This is a genomic window from Pseudomonas sp. B611 (assembly GCF_055407965.1).
The window spans coordinates 473,569-489,909 of record NZ_JBUZST010000002.1; the positions used below are offsets into that span (position 1 = coordinate 473,569).

15 protein-coding genes are annotated in these 16,341 nt (G+C 60.9%); 10 read left to right on the plus strand and 5 right to left on the minus strand.

What is annotated here, in order from left to right:
• The first annotated feature begins 2 nt into the window (after nucleotides 1-2).
• Entirely contained in the window at nucleotides 3-497 is a 495-nt protein-coding gene (locus ACZRMO_RS07210; RefSeq protein ID WP_463972372.1) for a 2-thiouracil desulfurase family protein, read from the plus strand.
• 101 nt (nucleotides 498-598) lie between these two features.
• Here the strand turns inward: ACZRMO_RS07210 and ACZRMO_RS07215 are convergent, their stop codons facing one another.
• Nucleotides 599-1,090 (minus strand): transporter substrate-binding domain-containing protein, encoded by a 492-nt coding sequence (locus ACZRMO_RS07215; RefSeq protein WP_463972373.1) that lies wholly within the window; start codon nucleotides 1,088-1,090, stop codon nucleotides 599-601.
• 134 nt (nucleotides 1,091-1,224) lie between these two features.
• On the opposite strand from ACZRMO_RS07215, the gene ACZRMO_RS07220 reads away from it, so the two are divergent.
• Entirely contained in the window at nucleotides 1,225-1,665 is a 441-nt protein-coding gene (locus ACZRMO_RS07220; RefSeq protein ID WP_124526814.1) for a DUF4399 domain-containing protein, read from the plus strand.
• A 65-nt stretch (nucleotides 1,666-1,730) separates the two neighbouring features.
• Here the strand turns inward: ACZRMO_RS07220 and serA are convergent, their stop codons facing one another.
• Nucleotides 1,731-2,960, minus strand: a complete 1,230-nt coding sequence (serA, locus tag ACZRMO_RS07225; protein WP_017736698.1) for a phosphoglycerate dehydrogenase — start codon at nucleotides 2,958-2,960, stop codon at nucleotides 1,731-1,733.
• Between the two features lie 205 nt (nucleotides 2,961-3,165).
• Between serA and ACZRMO_RS07230 the strand changes: the two genes are divergently transcribed.
• The 4 genes from ACZRMO_RS07230 to ACZRMO_RS07245 all read left to right on the plus strand — a co-directional run bounded on the left by ACZRMO_RS07230 (nucleotide 3,166) and on the right by ACZRMO_RS07245 (nucleotide 7,485).
• On the plus strand, nucleotides 3,166-4,560 hold the full coding sequence (locus ACZRMO_RS07230) for an FAD-binding oxidoreductase (protein WP_463972374.1): 1,395 nt from the start codon (nucleotides 3,166-3,168) through the stop codon (nucleotides 4,558-4,560).
• Between the two features lie 22 nt (nucleotides 4,561-4,582).
• Entirely contained in the window at nucleotides 4,583-5,248 is a 666-nt protein-coding gene (locus ACZRMO_RS07235; RefSeq protein ID WP_463972375.1) for a fumarylacetoacetate hydrolase family protein, read from the plus strand.
• Between the two features lie 281 nt (nucleotides 5,249-5,529).
• A complete protein-coding gene (locus ACZRMO_RS07240; protein WP_463972376.1) occupies nucleotides 5,530-6,456 on the plus strand; it encodes an SdiA-regulated domain-containing protein in 927 nt (308 codons plus the stop codon).
• A gap of 120 nt (nucleotides 6,457-6,576) precedes the next feature.
• A complete protein-coding gene (locus ACZRMO_RS07245; RefSeq protein WP_463972377.1) occupies nucleotides 6,577-7,485 on the plus strand; it encodes an SdiA-regulated domain-containing protein in 909 nt (302 codons plus the stop codon).
• On the opposite strand, the gene ACZRMO_RS07250 is transcribed toward ACZRMO_RS07245, so the two are convergent.
• Nucleotides 7,486-9,432 (minus strand): autotransporter domain-containing protein, encoded by a 1,947-nt coding sequence (locus tag ACZRMO_RS07250; protein ID WP_463972378.1) that lies wholly within the window; start codon nucleotides 9,430-9,432, stop codon nucleotides 7,486-7,488.
• Nucleotides 9,433-9,839: 407 nt separating this feature from the next.
• Entirely contained in the window at nucleotides 9,840-10,511 is a 672-nt protein-coding gene (gene rpiA / locus ACZRMO_RS07255) for a ribose-5-phosphate isomerase RpiA (protein ID WP_017736692.1), read from the minus strand.
• 138 nt (nucleotides 10,512-10,649) lie between these two features.
• Here rpiA and ilvA point away from each other — a divergent pair, with 138 nt between their 5' ends.
• Nucleotides 10,650-12,164 carry a threonine ammonia-lyase, biosynthetic gene (gene ilvA / locus ACZRMO_RS07260; protein WP_463972379.1) on the plus strand — a complete coding sequence of 505 codons (1,515 nt, stop codon included), beginning with the start codon at nucleotides 10,650-10,652 and terminating at the stop codon, nucleotides 12,162-12,164.
• 41 nt (nucleotides 12,165-12,205) lie between these two features.
• On the plus strand, nucleotides 12,206-12,619 hold the full coding sequence (locus ACZRMO_RS07265) for a DUF2269 family protein (RefSeq protein WP_124526807.1): 414 nt from the start codon (nucleotides 12,206-12,208) through the stop codon (nucleotides 12,617-12,619).
• 113 nt (nucleotides 12,620-12,732) lie between these two features.
• On the opposite strand, the gene ACZRMO_RS07270 is transcribed toward ACZRMO_RS07265, so the two are convergent.
• Nucleotides 12,733-13,389 (minus strand): histidinol-phosphatase, encoded by a 657-nt coding sequence (locus tag ACZRMO_RS07270; protein WP_463972380.1) that lies wholly within the window; start codon nucleotides 13,387-13,389, stop codon nucleotides 12,733-12,735.
• Between the two features lie 143 nt (nucleotides 13,390-13,532).
• On the opposite strand from ACZRMO_RS07270, the gene ACZRMO_RS07275 reads away from it, so the two are divergent.
• Both ACZRMO_RS07275 and ptsP read left to right on the plus strand, forming a co-directional pair.
• On the plus strand, nucleotides 13,533-14,012 hold the full coding sequence (locus ACZRMO_RS07275; RefSeq protein WP_003176750.1) for an RNA pyrophosphohydrolase: 480 nt from the start codon (nucleotides 13,533-13,535) through the stop codon (nucleotides 14,010-14,012).
• Nucleotides 14,013-14,034: 22 nt separating this feature from the next.
• On the plus strand, nucleotides 14,035-16,314 hold the full coding sequence (gene ptsP, locus ACZRMO_RS07280) for a phosphoenolpyruvate--protein phosphotransferase (protein ID WP_463972381.1): 2,280 nt from the start codon (nucleotides 14,035-14,037) through the stop codon (nucleotides 16,312-16,314).
• Nucleotides 16,315-16,341 lie beyond the last annotated feature (27 nt).

The following is a 16,341-nucleotide window of genomic DNA, read 5'->3' on the forward strand; positions in this document are numbered from 1 at the left end:
GCATGGAAAAGATTCTGATCAGCCGCTGTTTGCTCGGGCACAAGGTGCGCTACGACGGTGGCGCCAGCGGGCCGTTCGATCAACTGGCGGCATGGCAGGCCGAAGGTCGGGTGGTTGCGATCTGCCCGGAAGTGTCCGGTGGCTTGCCGACGCCGCGTCCGCCCGCCGAAATTCCAGGCGGGCAGGGCGTGGAGGTGTGGGAAGGGCGTGCGCAGGTGTTGACGGCCGAGGGCGAGGATTTTAGCGCGGCCTTTCTTGACGGTGCACGGCAGGCGTTGGCGTTGGTGCAGCGTCACGGTATCCGCATTGCTGTGCTGAAGGCGAATAGCCCGTCTTGTGGGAATTTACTGACGTATGACGGGACGTTTAGTGGCGTGAAAGTCAGCGGTGAAGGCGTGACAGCGGCGCTGCTCAAGCGCCATGGGGTGCAAGTCTTCAGCGAGCTGGAGTTGCCCGAGGCGGCAGCGGCCCTGGCCCATCTCTCAGAAAATGTGTAGTTCAATGTGGGAGCTGGCTTGCCTGCGATAGCGGTGCATCAGTCCCACATCAGTTACTGACCCACCGCAATCGCAGGCAAGCCAGCTCCCACATTTAAATATCACTCGGCTTTGGGTGCGGGTTCGTTCTCAAGCCACTTCTGCGCCAACGCCTTCAACCGCCCATCCTCCTTCACCCGCTGCAACGCCTTGTCCAAACTTGCCTTGAACGCCGGGTTGCCCTTCTGGAACGGGATTGCCAGCTCCGGCTTCTCGTTGTACGCCTCACTGAAATCGAACCGATCCTGCAACAGGGCAGTCATAGCGATATGGTTGATGGCCACGTCGTACTTGCCGGTTTCCACCCCCGGCAGCAGATCGGCGTCGTCGGTGGTGATAAACGAGGGGCGTACGTCCATCTCCTTGGCCAGTTGCTCACCCAGTTCCACTTCAAACCCGGTGAGTTTGTCGCCTTCCTTGAAGTTGAACGGCGGGGTGTTGGCTTCAAGGGCGATACGCAGTTCGCCACGGTCAAATACGTCATCGACCAGTTCGGCGTGAGCCAAGGGGCTCATCAGGGGCAGCACAAGTAACAGGCCAGGCGAAAAGCGCATGGTCACTCCTAGAGAATTTTTATGTGCGAGGCGCCGTTCAGCATCGCTTTGCTATGGTGTTGAGTGCCTTGGACAGCAATTTGTCGCGAAGTTGTCATAACCCTACAGATTTCACCGAAAAACTGGAGAAGTGAATGAAGACCCTTTTGTCCCGTGCAACGATTGCCAGCCTGCTGCTGGGTGCCTCGATGATGGCCAGCGCCGCAGACCTGCCGCGTACCCCTGCGCCTGCAGGTGCCGAAGTGTTTATCGTCTCGCCTAAAGACGGCGCGACCGTCGACAAGACCTTCACCGTCAAATTCGGCGTCAAGGGGCTGGACCTGGAGCCCATCGACAAGCAAGTGCATGGCGCTGGTCACCATCACCTGCTGGTAGATCGCGATGTGCAGTCGCTCAAGGCCGATGAGCCCATTCCGGCCGATGCCACCTCGATCCACTTCGGCAAGGCCCAAACCGAAACCGAACTGACCCTCACCCCAGGCAAGCACACCCTGCAGCTGGTGGCTGGCGATAACGTACACCGCCAGTTCGAGCCTACTGTAGCCTCGAAAGTGATCACGGTTAACGTTAAGTAAGATTTGTTCAGATGCAAAAAAAGGGAGCCCCGAGGGGCTCCCTTTTTTGTGGTGCCGTTGAAACCTTAGAACAACACGCGGCTACGAATCGTGCCTTTGATGTGCTGCAGCTTCTCTTGCGCCAGGTCCGAGTACTCGGCGTCGACGTCGATGACCACGTAGCCGACCTTCTCGTTGGTCTGCAGGAACTGACCGGAGATGTTGATGCCGTTTTCCGCGAAGACCTTGTTGATCTCCATCATCACGCCAGGGATGTTCTGGTGGATGTGCAGCAGACGGTGCTTGCCAGGGTGAGCCGGCAGGGCCACTTCCGGGAAGTTCACCGACGATACCGAGGTACCGTTGTCGCTGTACTTGACCAGCTTCTCCGACACTTCCAGGCCGATGTTGGCTTGGGCTTCGGCAGTGGAACCGCCGATGTGCGGGGTCAGGATCACGTTGTCCAGGCCACGCAGCGGGCTTTCGAAGATGTCGTCGTTGGAGCGTGGCTCCACCGGGAACACGTCGATGGCCGCGCCGATCAGGTGCTTGTCCTTGATCGCGTCGGCCAGGGCGTCCAGCTCGACCACGGTGCCGCGTGCAGCGTTGATCAGGATGCCGCCTTTCTTGATGGCGCGGATTTCCTTCTCGCCGATCATCCACTGGGTCTCAGCGGTTTCCGGGACGTGCAGGGTGACGATGTCGGACATGCCCAGCAGCTCGGTCAGGCTGGCCACTTGCGTGGCGTTGCCCAATGGCAGCTTGGTCAGGGTGTCGTAGAAGAACACCTGCATGCCCAGGCCTTCAGCCAGGACCGACAATTGCGTGCCGATCGAGCCGTAACCGACGATACCCAGCTTCTTGCCGCGGATTTCGAAGGAGTTGGCTGCGCTTTTGATCCAGCCGCCACGGTGGCAGGAAGCGTTCTTCTCAGGAATGCCGCGCAACAGCAGGATCGCCTCGGCCAGCACCAGCTCCGCAACGGAACGGGTGTTGGAGTACGGTGCGTTGAACACCGCGATGCCGCGCTCGCGCGCTGCGTTGAGGTCGACCTGGTTGGTGCCGATGCAGAAACAGCCGACTGCCACGAGTTTCTTGGCGTGATCGAAGATCTCTTCGGTCAGCTGAGTGCGGGAGCGAATGCCGATGAAGTGCGCGTCGGCGATCTTTTCCTTGAGTTGGGCTTCCGGCAGAGAACTGGTGATGTACTCAATGCTGGTGTACCCGGCGGCTTTCAGAACGTCGACAGCCGATGGGTGGACGCCTTCCAGAAGAAGGAACTTGATCTTGCTCTTATCGAGAGAAGTCTTGCTCATCTGCGTAAACCTGTATCCCGGAGAAAAATGGCAGGGAATCGAGCAGCACAAGCTGACCCGGACGGCAGGAAAGCCGTCACCGCAGAAACGCCCTTGGGCTCTGTCCTGCGGGGGCGGTATGCTAGCATACGCGCCCCGCTAAACACCTATTCCTGCGACGTGAAGCGTTCTCAGGATGACCATGAATTGTTCGAGAGTTCTGTCGATGACCCATCCTGCCCTGATTGATGAGCTGAAGACCCTGGTTGAGCCTGGCAAAGTGCTGACCGATGCAGACTCCCTGGAGGCTTACGGCAAGGATTGGACCAAGCACTTCGCACCCGCGCCGACCGCCATCGTCTTCCCCAAGACCATCGAGCAGGTCCAGGCCATTGTGCGTTGGGCCAATGAGCACAAGGTGGCACTGGTGCCATCCGGTGGCCGTACCGGCCTGTCCGCCGCCGCCGTGGCCGCTAATGGCGAAGTGGTCGTGTCGTTCGACTATATGAACCAGATCCTCGATGTGAACCTCACCGACCGCACCGCCGTGTGCCAGCCGGGCGTGGTCACCAAGCAATTGCAGAACGTCGCCGAAGAAAACGGCCTGTACTACCCGGTGGACTTCGCGTCGTCCGGTTCCAGCCAAATTGGCGGCAATATCGGCACCAATGCCGGCGGGATCAAGGTGATTCGCTACGGCATGACCCGCAACTGGGTGGCCGGCATGAAGGTCGTCACCGGCAAGGGCGACGTGCTGGAACTGAACCGCGACCTGATCAAGAACGCCACCGGCTACGACATGCGCCAGCTGTTTATCGGCGCCGAAGGCACCCTGGGCTTTGTGGTGGAAGCCACCATGCGCCTGGACCGTGCGCCGAAAAACCTCACCGCCATGGTCCTTGGCACCACCGATTTCGACTCGATCATGCCGGTGCTGCACGCGTTCCAGAGCAAGCTCGACCTCACGGCCTTTGAGTTTTTCTCCGACAAGGCCCTGGCCAAAGTCCTCGGCCGTGGCGATGTGCCGGCGCCGTTCGAAACCGAGTGCCCGTTCTACGCCCTGCTGGAATTCGAAGCCACCACTGAAGAAGTCGCCAACCACGCGCTGGAAACCTTCGAGCATTGCGTGGAGCAGGGCTGGGTGCTGGACGGCGTGATGAGCCAGAGTGAAACCCAACTGCACAACCTGTGGAAGCTGCGCGAGTACATCTCCGAGACCATTTCCCACTGGACCCCGTACAAGAATGACATCTCGGTCACCGTGTCGAAAGTGCCGGCGTTCTTGAAGGAAATCGACGCGATTGTAGGCGAACACTACCCGGACTTCGAAATCGTCTGGTTTGGCCACATCGGCGACGGCAACCTGCACCTGAACATCCTCAAGCCAGAAAACCTGAGCAAGGACGAGTTCTTCGCCAAGTGCGCCACCGTGAACAAGTGGGTGTTTGAAACCGTCGAGAAGTACAACGGTTCGATCTCTGCCGAACACGGCGTGGGCATGACCAAGCGCGATTACCTGACGTACAGCCGGTCCCCGGTGGAAATCGACTACATGAAAGCCGTCAAAGCCGTGTTCGACCCGAACGGGATCATGAACCCTGGCAAGATCTTCGCTGTTTAATCGCCCCTGAAGGAGTCGTTCCATGAGCTACCAGCACAAGTATGTCGACGGCACCAACATCCACTTCCCGGTGGGCAAAGTGGTGTGTATCGGGCGTAACTACGCCGAACATGCCAAGGAACTGGACAATCCGGTGCCTACCGAACCGTTGCTGTTCATCAAGCCAGGCAGTTGCGTGGTGGCTTTGGAGGGCGGTTTTGCCATCCCTACCGAGCGCGGTTCGGTGCACTACGAAGCGGAAATCGCGGTACTGATCGGCAAGCCGTTGTCCACCAAGCCGAGCCGTGAAGAAGTGCTGGATGCCATCTCCGGCTTCGCCCCGGCGCTGGACTTGACCCTGCGCGACAAGCAAGCCGAGCTGAAAGCCAAGGGCCTGCCGTGGGAAATCGCCAAGTCCTTCGACGGCGCGGCGGTGATCGCACCGTTCGTGGTCAACAGCACCTTCCCGGACGTGACCGACATCGGCATTCGCCTGACCATCAATGGCGAAGTGCGCCAGGATGGCAACAGCGCGATCATGCTCAACCCGATCGTGCCAATGATCCAGTACATGGCCGGCTGCTTCTCGCTGCAAGCGGGCGACGTGATCCTCACCGGCACCCCGGCCGGCGTGGGCCCGCTGAATGTGGGCGATGAGCTGGTGCTGGAGTTGTCGGGTGTGAATCGCTTCGAAAGCGTGGTTCGCTGACCCAAGACCGGTGAGGTCAAAATGTGGGAGCGGGCTTTTGTGGGAGCGGGCTTGCTCGCGAATGCGGAGTGTCAGTCGCTGAATTAGTTGACTGATCCACCGCTTTCGCGAGCAAGCCCGCTCCCACCCAAGCCCGCTCCCACATGGATTCTCTGTGTATCAGTAATCTCCAGTTCTTTGCATTTTTTTCACACCCCATCCGGATAATCCTCAGCCTCTTGCGCGCGGGCTTCCTGATCCTGTGCTATCACCTAACGCTGACTTTCCGGAATAAGCGCCCCATGGCCGTCACCCTGCCCAGCAGTACCTCCAAGCCGCGTTCCCGCTTTGCCCTGCGCTGGTATTCCTGGCTGTTGCTGGCTGGCGTGATTACCTATGGGGTCTCCTGGGCCATGCACTGGGACGATCGCGGTGTGCTGTGGGTGCTGGAACGCTTTGAAACCCCCGCCGAACGCCAACAGAGTGTGTGGCTGCCGGACTACCACGCGGTGATCGATGGCAAGCGGTTGCCGGGGATGGAGAAGGATGAAGCTTCGGACGTCTCTTACAATCCGCAGACCAAAACCCTGTTTTCTGTCATGGGCAAAAACCCGTTTCTCGTCGAGTTGAGCCTGCAAGGCGACGTGCTGCGCAAAATGCCGCTGAACGGCTGGAGCAACCCGGAAGGCTTGACGGTGCTGGAAAACGGTTTGATGGCCGTGGTCGATGAGCGCGAACACAGCCTGACCATCGTCAAGCTCGATGCCAGTACCACCCAGTTGAACAAGGCCGATTTCCCGAGCTATGACCTGGGCCCGTCGAAAAACCAGAACAAAGCCTTTGAAGGCATCACCTGGGACAAGCGCAACCAGCAGATCGTGCTGGGCGAAGAGCGTCCACCGGCGCTGTTCACCTGGAAAAGCGACGGCAGCCAGACCCTGGTGGGCGACAAACAAAAGCTGACCAGCACCGAATTGGACATGCGCAACCTGTCGGCCCTGGCGGTGGACCCACGCACCGGGCACCTGCTGGTGCTGTCGGCCGATTCCCATCTGCTGCTGGAACTGGATGAAAAGGGCGAGCAAGTCAGCTTCATGACTCTGCTGGGTGGTTTCAACGGGCTCAAGGACACCATTCCACGGGCGGAAGGCGTGACGATGGACGAGGATGGCAACCTGTACATGGTCAGTGAGCCAAACCTGTTCTATCGCTTCGAAAAGCAGAAATAGCACACCGATTACGTCGGATAGTTCTCTAAGAACGGCGTTCGCCAGACAATAGGGCGTGTTTAAGTTTAAATTCAGACGGGCGTGATATTCATACGCCACTTTTGACTTTGAGCACGCCCGATGCGCCGACTTGTCCGCCCCAAACCCATTCTTTTCATGCTTGCGCTGATCGCCCTGATTAGCGCCGGGGTCGTTGCACAACACTTTCGCCTGTTCGAGCGCGCCTGGTTCAACCTCCAGGCGTTGCGCCAGCCTGTCGGCGAGGCCTCCATTGGCCTGTCCGATTACCGCGTAGTCCTTGAAGCCCAGGTCATCGAAGGCCTCGATAGCGACGTGTCGGCCCTGACCTTCGATCCGGTGCGCAAAAGCCTGTTTACCGTCACCAATAAAAACCCCGAGCTGATCGAGTTGTCATTGGACGGCAAGATCCTGCGGCGTATTGCCCTGGTGGGTTTTGGCGATGCCGAGGCGGTTGAGTTCATCAGCGAAGGCACCTACGTGATCAGCGATGAGCGCGAGCAGCGGCTGATCAAGGTGCACGTGGACGACGATACCCAATTCCTCGATGCTGCGGATGCGGAACAGATGACCCTGGGCCTGCATGTCGGCAGCAACAAGGGCTTTGAAGGCCTGGCCTATGACTCGGTGGGCAAGCGCCTGTTCGTGGCCAAGGAGCGCGACCCGATGCTGATCTACGAGATCCACGGGTTCCCCCATTTCAAACCGGAAAAAACCTACTCGGTGCACGTGGTCAACAACCCCAAGCGCGACGCCGGGTTGTTTGTGCGTGACCTGTCGAGCTTGCAATACGATGAGCGCAGCGGCCATCTGCTGGCGCTGTCGGATGAGTCGTTCCTGGTACTGGAACTGGATATCGACGGTCGCCCGTTGAGCAGCTTGTCGCTGCTCAACGGGCGCCATGGCCTGAAAAAACGCGTGCCTCAAGCCGAAGGGATCGCCATGGACGATGACGGTACGTTGTACCTGACCAGTGAGCCGAACCTGTTCTACGTGTTCAAGAAGCCCTGATCAGAACATCCATTGCACGCCCAGCGAGTAGCCGGTCTGGCTGCCTTCGCTGTGGCCAAGGCGGCCGTTGACCTCGGCAAATACCCCCAGCTGCGGGGTGATCGCCAATTGGCTGCCGACTTGCGCGCGACCAAAGCTCTTATCGGCTGAGCCCAGCTTGGCGGTGCGCGCCTGGCCGTCGGCGCGGGCGGTCAGTTGCAGGTCGTCCAGGCGGCCGTCGCCCAGTTCCTTGACCCAGGCGATGTCGCCGTAAGGCATCAGGCTGAGGCCGTAGGGCAGGGCGACAGCGCCACGCACACGCCAGCCGAGGCTGGCTTCCAGGGAGTCGAAAGACTGTTCTTCGTACGTCAGGGCCGTGCGCAGGTCCTGCTTTTCGCGGAATTGATCGATACGCGAGTGGCTGTAGTCCAGGCCCGCAAAAGGCCCGCTCTTGATGGCGCCGAAGTCAAAGTCGTAGCCGCCCAGCACGCGCGCACCCAGGGTCAGGGCGTCGGTGTTGCCGGTCAGTTGCTGGTTGAGCAGGATCGGCCCGCCATTCGCCTGGATCAGCAGGTTGCGCTTGGACTCGAAGCGGCTGTGGCCGATGCTCAGGTCGCCAGCCAGCCAGCTCGGGCCGCCATCGTTGAGCAGGGCATAGGCCGCCGCTTGCCAGGTGTCGCTGTCAAGTTTGCCGCGGTGTTCCAGCTTGTCGCGGCCGTTGAGGTAGCTGAGGCTGGCGCCGATGTTCAGGCTCGGGGTGAGCTGATAGTCGCCCAGCGCATGCAAGCCCACGCGTCGCGCTTCGGGGTTGGGGGCCGTGTCGAAGCCGCTGTCCGGGTTGTATTCGCCATCCACGCCGATCTCGCCATCAAAGCTGCCGACCTCGCGGCTGGCCGACTGCAAGGTCAGCCAGCGCCGGTCATGCAGGCGCACCATGGCTTGGTGCTGGCGTTGCAGGTTGTCCTGCATATTGCGCGCAACAGCGCCGCCTGAGGCGGTGGAGGCCATCAGGTCGGCGTTGGTCAATTCCAGCACGAGGCGGCTGAGCAGGCGCGAATAGTCGCGCAGGCGCTGGTCGATGCGCGCCTGGCCGAAGGCGTCGGTGAGCACGGCCTTGTTGTCTTCGGCGGGGTCGTGCCAGGTCGAGCCCCCGGGGATCTTCGGGTTGTCGGTCTGGGTGTAGCCGTCGAGGTCGCCCAGTTCCCAGTTGGTGGCTTCTATATACAGGATCGGGATGTTCAGCGGCTCGAAGGGCTCGCCATCGCTGCAGCAGCCGGTGCCTACGGGGTATTGCGGGTCCAGGCCGGGGTTGGTGAACAGCGGGATGTTCAACTCCTTGGCGATCTGGAAGGTGTGCTCGCGCAACGACGCCAAGGCCGGGTTGGCGGTGCTGTTCTGGCCAGCATGGGCGTACATCATGTCGCCGGTGATCAGGCTGTCGAGATTGATCATCGCCAGCATGTTCGCGCGCTGGCTGGCGCTCAGCGAGTCGACGAAGGCCCGGGAACCACGCAGGCCTTCCTCTTCGGCGCCGAAGCCGACGATCTGCAAGCCGTTTTCCAGTTGCAGGCCGCCGAGGTTCTTCGCCACCTCGGTCAGCACGCTGGCGCCGGAGCCGTTGTCGTCCAGGCCTTGCAGGGTTGGGCGGCCGAAGAAGGTGTCGAAGTGTGCGCCAATCACCACGTACTGCGGTTTGGTGCCGGCGGCGTAGGCCACCACGTTTTGCGACGCGCGACTGCCGTTGTTCCAGGTGAAGTCCTGGCGGCTGATGCTGTAGGCCGTGCCCATCTGGCTCTGCATCCAATCGGCGGCCCCGGCGAAGTTGGCTGTGCCGCGATAACGGCCGGGGTAGTCGTTGATCAGTTTTTCCAGGGTGGTGTTGGCGTGTTCGCCGTAGTCGTAGGCCAGCAGGTGAGTCGGCAGCAGGGCGCAGGCCGCGCTGATAGCAAGGGCTAGGGGCTTTATCACAAGGTCTTCCTTGAGGTGATGGGGATGTTCAAGCCGAGACCCTTTGCACAATGCGCGCCTCATTCCCTGGGCGATTGTGATGTGGCGCATTGTTAAACGGGCGAGTCGCCTGGCTGTAATTTGTAACGGATTTGATACCAGCGGCGGTGTTGAGTGTCGTGATGTGGCGCACGATTTTGGCGAGGGGTGCTGCGAAAAGTAGCGTTTTTGTTACATTGGCGACAAATTGCCGTGGGAGCAGTCAGTTAGGGGTGAACACTGGTCCTGTGGCGAGGGAGCTTGCTCCCGCTGGGCCGCGAAGCGGCCCCTGCTCTTTGATTAAAAAGGCTGGGACTGCTTCGCAGTCCAACGGGAGCAAGCTCCCTCGCCACAGGTTACTTGCTGCGTCTTAACCGGCGGGTGTTGCATCAGGCCTTGAGGGTTTTAACGCCTTCAGCAGTGCCCAGCAGCAATACATCAGCCGGACGCGCAGCGAACAAGCCGTTGGTGACCACGCCGACGATGGCATTGATCTGGGTTTCCAGCTCCACCGGGTTGGTGATCTGCATGTTGAACACGTCGAGAATGATGTTGCCGTTATCGGTCAACACGCCCTCGCGGTACACCGGGTCGCCGCCCAGTTTCACCAGCTCGCGGGCCACGTGGCTGCGGGCCATCGGGATCACTTCCACCGGCAGCGGGAAGGCGCCGAGGACGGGCACCAGCTTGCTGGCGTCGGCGATGCAGATAAAGGTCTTGGCCACGGCCGCGACGATCTTCTCGCGGGTCAGGGCCGCGCCGCCGCCTTTGATCAGGTTCAGGTGCGCGTCGCTTTCATCGGCGCCGTCGACGTAGAACTCCAGGTCGCTCACGGTGTTGAGCTCATACACCGGAATGCCATGGCCTTTGAGACGTGCGGCGGTGGCTTCGGAGCTGGCCACGGCGCCGTCAAATGCGCCCTTGTGCTGGGCCAATGCATCGATGAAGCAGTTGGCGGTGGAGCCGGTGCCGACACCGACGATGCTTTTGTCGTCGAGTTTGGGAAGGATTAAATCGACGGCGGCCTGGGCCACTGCCTGTTTGAGTTGATCCTGGGTCATGCGGGCTCCGGAACGGGCGGGGAGTTATCGAGGGGCGCGAGTATAACCCAACAAAACCTCGGGATTCGTGTGGTCGCCCGGCCAAAAGCCGGGTTAGACTCCTTGGCCCTGCCAAACCGTGAAAGTAGATGCCCGCCGATGCTTGAACAGTACGTCAAAAAGATCCTCACCTCGCGCGTTTACGACGTTGCCGTAGAAACCCCCTTGCAGACCGCTCGCCAGCTCTCCGAGCGGCTGGGCAATACGGTCTGGCTCAAGCGCGAAGACTTGCAGCCGGTGTTCTCGTTCAAGATTCGCGGCGCCTATAACAAGCTGACCCAGCTCACTGCTGAAGAGCGTGCGCGCGGCGTGGTCACGGCCTCGGCGGGCAACCACGCCCAGGGCCTGGCCCTGGCGGCCAAGGTGCTGGGGGTAAAAGCCACCATCGTGATGCCCAAGACCACCCCGGAGATCAAGGTCGAAGGCGTGCGCTCCCGTGGCGGCAAAGTGGTGCTGCATGGCGATTCCTTCCCGGAAGCCCTGGCCTACTCGCTGAAACTGGTCGACGAAAAAGGCTACGTCTACATTCACCCCTACGATGATCCGCACACCATTGCCGGGCAGGGCACCGTGGCGATGGAAATCCTGCGCCAGCATCCGGGGCCTCTGGATGCGATTTTTGTCCCGGTGGGCGGCGGCGGGCTGATCGCCGGGATTGCGGCGTACGTGAAATACCTGCGCCCGGAGATCAAGATCATCGGCGTCGAGCCGGACGACTCCAACTGCCTGCAAGCCGCCCTGGCGGCGGGTGAGCGCGTGGTGCTGCCGACGGTGGGGATCTTTGCCGACGGCGTGGCCGTGGCGCAGATCGGCCAGCACACATTTGATATCTGCAAAGACTATGTCGACGAAGTGATCACCGTGAGCACCGATGAAATCTGTGCGGCGATCAAGGACATCTACGACGACACCCGTTCCATCACCGAGCCTGCGGGCGCGCTGGGCGTGGCGGGCATCAAGAAATACGTGGAAACCCGTGGCGTGACCGGGCAGACCCTGGTGGCCATCGACTCCGGCGCCAACGTCAACTTCGACCGCCTGCGCCACGTGGCCGAGCGCGCCGAGCTGGGTGAAGGCCGCGAGGCGATCATCGCCGTGACCATCCCCGAGAAGCCGGGCAGCTTCAAGGCGTTCTGCGAGGCCGTGGGCAAGCGCCAGATCACCGAATTCAACTACCGCTTCCACTCCGGCAGCGAGGCGCACATCTTTGTCGGCGTGCAGACCCATCCCGATACCGACCCACGCAGCGCGCTGATCGCCAGCCTGACCGGGCAGGGTTTCCCGGTGCTGGACCTGACCGAGAATGAGCTGGCCAAGCTGCATATCCGCCATATGGTCGGCGGCCATGCGGCGCACGTCAGCAATGAAGTGGTGTTTCGCTTCGAGTTCCCGGAGCGTCCGGGAGCCTTGTTCAACTTTCTTAACAAATTAGGCGGGCGCTGGAACATCTCGATGTTCCACTATCGCAACCACGGCGCAGCTGACGGCCGTGTGGTCGCTGGCCTACAAGTGCCGGCGAACGAGCGTCACCTGGTACCGGCAGCCCTGGAAGCCATCGGCTACCCGTACTGGGATGAAAGCGATAACCCGGCCTACAAACTGTTCCTCGGTTGAGCGACTACGCTGATTGGGGCGGCCTTTAAGGAATACGAGAGATGGAAACCCTGATCACCCTGAAAGTTATCCACATCGCGGCGACGGTGTTGCTGCTGCTCAGCGGCTTGGGCCTGGCGCTGCTGGCCTGGCGCAAACGCAGCGCAGGCCCGGCGGTCACCGTGCAGCGCCCGTGGGTGTTTGTGTGGTTGTTGATGGGGATTTGCGTGGTCAGCATGCCGTTTACCGGCTGGTGGCTGGTGCATTTGGTTGGCTGGCCGCTGGGGCAGACGTGGATTCTGGGTTCCAGCATCCTCTACACCGTGGCGGCGCTGGCGTGGTTCTGGCTGGTGGCGCGGCTTAACCGCCTGCGTAAAGGCGAGGGCGGTAGCTTGAATTTCACCCTGGTGCTGGCGGTGGTCAGCCTGGTGGGGTTTGTGGCGATTGCGGGGCTCATGGGCGCCAAGCCGGTTTAGGGCTCAAGACCGAGTCGTCTGCATTCGCGAGCAAGCCCGCTCCCACACTCGACCGAGTTCCAACATGAGAAGGCGGTCAAAATGTGGGAGCGGGCTTGCTCGCGAAGGGGCCATCAGCTGCGCAATGTAATCACCGGCCACCCACGCTTCTCAGCCTCGGCGCGCAAATTCGGGTCCGGATCCACTGCCACCGCATGGGTCACTTGCTCCAACAGCGGCAAGTCATTCATCGAATCGCTATAGAAATAGCTGTCTTCCAGGCTAAACCCGGTCTCCGCCAACCAACGATTCAAACGCGTCACCTTGCCCTCACGGAAGCACGGCACATCCGTGCTGCGCCCGGTGTAGCGGCCGTTTTCCATCTCGCATTCGGTGGCGATCAGGGTTTCCACGCCCAGGCGTGCGGCAATCGGCGCGGTGACGAAACGGTTGGTGGCGGTGATGATCACCAGCGTGTCGCCGGCGGCGCGGTGCTTGGCCAGCAATTCCACGGCTTTTGGCAGCATCAGCGGTTCGATGCAGTCGCGCATGAAGTCACGATGCCATTCGTCGAGTTGGGCCATCTCGGTGCGGCCGAGGATTTCCAGGCTGAAGTTCAGATAAGCGGCGTTGTCCAGCTTGCCGGCCAGGTAATCCTGGTAGAACTCGTCGTTGCGGGCCTTGTAGGCGATGGGGTCGAGAATCCCGCGTTCACAGAGGTAATCGCCCCACGCGTGATCGCTGTCACCGCCGAGAAGGGTGTTGTCCAAGTCGAATAAAGCCAGGCGCATTGCAGTTACTCGCTGAAAAGTCTGTAAAAAGGCGTCCAGAATACGGTCTTTTCACAAGAGTGCACATAAGGTAAGAAGCCTCGTTGCCGCTGCAACAACCTTTGTGGAACAATGCGGCGACATGCGTTTGCGAGGTTGTTGCCGTGATCGACCCCGATGGTTTCCGTCCTAATGTCGGGATTATTCTTACGAATGATGCCGGACAGGTGCTATGGGCTCGCCGAATCAACCAAGATGCCTGGCAGTTTCCTCAAGGTGGGATCAACCCCGACGAAACCCCTGAAGACGCCTTGTACCGTGAGTTGAACGAAGAAGTCGGCCTTGAGCGCGAAGATGTACAGATTCTGGCCTGTACCCGTGGCTGGTTGCGTTATCGTTTACCGCAACGCCTGGTGCGTACCCACAGCCAACCGCTGTGTATCGGCCAGAAGCAGAAATGGTTTCTCCTGCGCCTGATCTCCAACGAGCAGCGGGTGCGGATGGATTTGACCGGTAAACCGGAGTTCGATGGCTGGCGCTGGGTCAGCTATTGGTACCCGTTGGGCCAGGTGGTGACATTCAAGCGCGAGGTTTACCGTCGCGCTCTCAAAGAGCTTGCCCCGCGCCTTTTAGCGCGCGACTGACGACGGAGTTCGACCCCGAGCCATGCTCAATACGCTGCGCAAGATCGTCCAGGAAGTTAACTCCGCCAAGGATCTCAAGGCGGCGTTGGGGATTATTGTGTTGCGCGTCAAGGAAGCCATGGGCAGCCAGGTCTGCTCGGTTTATCTGCTGGACCCCGAGACCAACCGTTTTGTGCTGATGGCCACCGAGGGCTTGAACAAGCGCTCCATCGGCAAGGTCAGCATGGCGCCCAATGAAGGTCTGGTGGGCTTGGTGGGGACGCGTGAAGAACCCCTGAACCTCGAAAACGCGGCCGATCACCCGCGTTACCGCTACTTTGCCGAAACCGGTGAAGAGCGTTACGCCTCGTTCCTCGGTGCGCCGATCATTCACCACCGCCGCGTTGTCGGCGTGTTGGTCATCCAGCAGAAAGAACGCCGCCAGTTCGACGAAGGTGAAGAAGCCTTCCTCGTGACCATGAGCGCGCAGCTCGCCGGCGTAATCGCCCACGCCGAGGCCACCGGCTCGATTCGCGGCCTGGGGCGCGAGGGCAAGGGCATCCAGGAAGCCAAATTCGTCGGCGTACCCGGTTCGCCGGGCGCCGCGGTCGGTACGGCGGTGGTCATGTTGCCGCCGGCAGACCTGGATGTGGTGCCGGACAAGACCGTCAAAGACATCGACGCTGAAATCAAGCTGTTCAAGACCGCCCTGGAAGGCGTGCGCGCCGACATGCGCAACCTGTCGAACAAGCTGGCCACCCAGCTGCGCCCCGAAGAGCGCGCGCTGTTCGACGTGTACCAGATGATGCTCGACGACGCGTCCCTGGGTAACGAAGTCAAGACCGTGATCAAGACCGGCCAGTGGGCCCAGGGCGCGCTGCGCCAGGTGGTCACCGATCACGTCAACCGCTTCGAAATGATGGACGACAACTACCTGCGCGAGCGCGCCTCGGATGTGCGCGACCTCGGCCGACGTCTGCTGGCCTACTTGCAGGAAGACCGCTCTACCAACATGGTCTTCCCCGACAACACCATCCTGGTCAGTGAAGAACTGACGGCCACCCAGCTGGGCGAAGTGCCGGAAGGCAAGCTGGTGGGCCTGGTCTCGGTACTCGGTTCGGGCAACTCCCACGTCGCGATCCTGGCCCGGGCCATGGGCATCCCGACGGTGATGGGCCTGGTGGACCTGCCGTACGCCAAGGTCGATGGCATCGACATGATCGTCGATGGCCATCGCGGCGAAGTCTTTACCAACCCCAGCGACGTGCTGCGCAAGCAATACGCCGAAGTGGTGGAAGAAGAGAAGCAACTGGCACTGGGCCTGGATTCATTGCGCGAACTGCCGTGCGTGACCACCGACGGCCATCGCGTGCCGCTGCTGGTCAACACCGGCCTGCTGGCCGATGTGGCCCGCGCGCAACAGCGTGGCGCGGAAGGGGTGGGGCTGTACCGCACCGAAGTGCCGTTCATGATCAACCAGCGTTTCCCGAGCGAGAAGGAGCAGCTGGCGATTTATCGCGAGCAACTGCAGGCCTTCCACCCGTTACCGGTGACCATGCGCAGCCTGGACATCGGCGGCGACAAGTCACTGTCGTATTTCCCGATCAAGGAAGACAACCCCTTCCTCGGCTGGCGCGGCATCCGCGTGACCCTCGACCATCCTGAAATTTTCCTCGTCCAAACCCGCGCCATGCTCAAGGCCAGCGAAGGCCTGAACAACCTGCGCATCCTGCTGCCGATGATCTCCGGTACCCATGAGCTGGAGGAGGCGCTGCACCTCATTCACCGTGCCTGGGGCGAAGTGCGCGACGAAGGCGCCGACGTGCCGATGCCGCCGATTGGCGTGATGATCGAAATCCCGGCGGCGGTGTACCAGGCTAAAGAGCTGGCGCGCCAGGTGGACTTCCTCTCGGTGGGCTCCAACGACCTGACCCAATACCTGCTGGCCGTGGACCGTAACAACCCACGGGTGGCCGACCTCTACGACTACCTGCACCCGGCGGTGCTGCAAGCCCTGCAACATGTGGTGCGCGACGCCCATGCCGAAGGCAAGCCGGTGAGCATCTGCGGTGAGATGGCCGGCGACCCGGCGGCGGCAGTGCTGTTGATGGCGATGGGCTTTGACAGCCTGTCGATGAACGCCACCAACTTGCCAAAGGTGAAGTGGATGCTGCGCCAGGTTGACCTGGGCATGGCCAAGGACCTGCTGGCGGAGTTGATGACCATTGATAACCCGCAAGTTATCCACAGCTCGTTGCAATTGGCGCTGAAGAACCTGGGGCTGACGCGGATGATCAACCCGGCCTCAGCCAAAACCTTATAAGTGATCGTTCCCACGCTCTGCGTGGGA

Coding starts and splice junctions, on each gene's coding strand:
- ACZRMO_RS07210 (WP_463972372.1), top strand. CDS start 3: ATGGAAAAGATTCTGATCAGCCGCTGTTTGCTCGGGCACAAGGTGCGC.
- ACZRMO_RS07215 (WP_463972373.1), bottom strand. CDS start 1,090: ATGCGCTTTTCGCCTGGCCTGTTACTTGTGCTGCCCCTGATGAGCCCC.
- ACZRMO_RS07220 (WP_124526814.1), top strand. CDS start 1,225: ATGAAGACCCTTTTGTCCCGTGCAACGATTGCCAGCCTGCTGCTGGGT.
- serA (WP_017736698.1), bottom strand. CDS start 2,960: ATGAGCAAGACTTCTCTCGATAAGAGCAAGATCAAGTTCCTTCTTCTG.
- ACZRMO_RS07230 (WP_463972374.1), top strand. CDS start 3,166: ATGACCCATCCTGCCCTGATTGATGAGCTGAAGACCCTGGTTGAGCCT.
- ACZRMO_RS07235 (WP_463972375.1), top strand. CDS start 4,583: ATGAGCTACCAGCACAAGTATGTCGACGGCACCAACATCCACTTCCCG.
- ACZRMO_RS07240 (WP_463972376.1), top strand. CDS start 5,530: ATGGCCGTCACCCTGCCCAGCAGTACCTCCAAGCCGCGTTCCCGCTTT.
- ACZRMO_RS07245 (WP_463972377.1), top strand. CDS start 6,577: ATGCGCCGACTTGTCCGCCCCAAACCCATTCTTTTCATGCTTGCGCTG.
- rpiA (WP_017736692.1), bottom strand. CDS start 10,511: ATGACCCAGGATCAACTCAAACAGGCAGTGGCCCAGGCCGCCGTCGAT.
- ilvA (WP_463972379.1), top strand. CDS start 10,650: ATGCTTGAACAGTACGTCAAAAAGATCCTCACCTCGCGCGTTTACGAC.
- ACZRMO_RS07265 (WP_124526807.1), top strand. CDS start 12,206: ATGGAAACCCTGATCACCCTGAAAGTTATCCACATCGCGGCGACGGTG.
- ACZRMO_RS07270 (WP_463972380.1), bottom strand. CDS start 13,389: ATGCGCCTGGCTTTATTCGACTTGGACAACACCCTTCTCGGCGGTGAC.
- ptsP (WP_463972381.1), top strand. CDS start 14,035: ATGCTCAATACGCTGCGCAAGATCGTCCAGGAAGTTAACTCCGCCAAG.